General features: G+C 53.6%; 1 protein-coding gene. It reads right to left on the bottom strand.

All coding sequences use genetic code 11. From position 1 onward, the window contains the following. Positions 1 to 38 precede the first annotated feature (38 nt). A partial coding sequence (locus AC3XQU_RS24125) for a DUF4113 domain-containing protein (protein ID WP_489876653.1) occupies positions 39 to 263 on the bottom strand: 225 nt, incomplete at its 5' end.

The raw sequence follows: 263 nt of genomic DNA, 5'->3' as shown, positions 1-263 counted from the left end.
AGAGTTTCGGTTCCATCGCTTCCCAAACCCCAGGTTCGTTACGACACACGCCAAAGCTGATCAACCCGTGTGGTATAGCTCTGACTCATCATTTCCCGACGCATCCCCCAATCGGGCTGAATCGGAACGCTTGCTGTTCGCAGCGTCCCTCTGCCCCAGCGTCCGTTAATTTCATCCAGTACCCTCATCACTCTTTCAGCGGCCTCTGGCTGGGACGTAGCAAATAGATCATCTGTAAATTCACCACGTTGGCACAGATCGAG

This window comes from Telluria sp. AZSoR62, from assembly GCF_058111565.1.
Note: the sequence above shows the minus strand (reverse complement) of the source record. Positions and strands in the feature narration are given on the sequence as shown.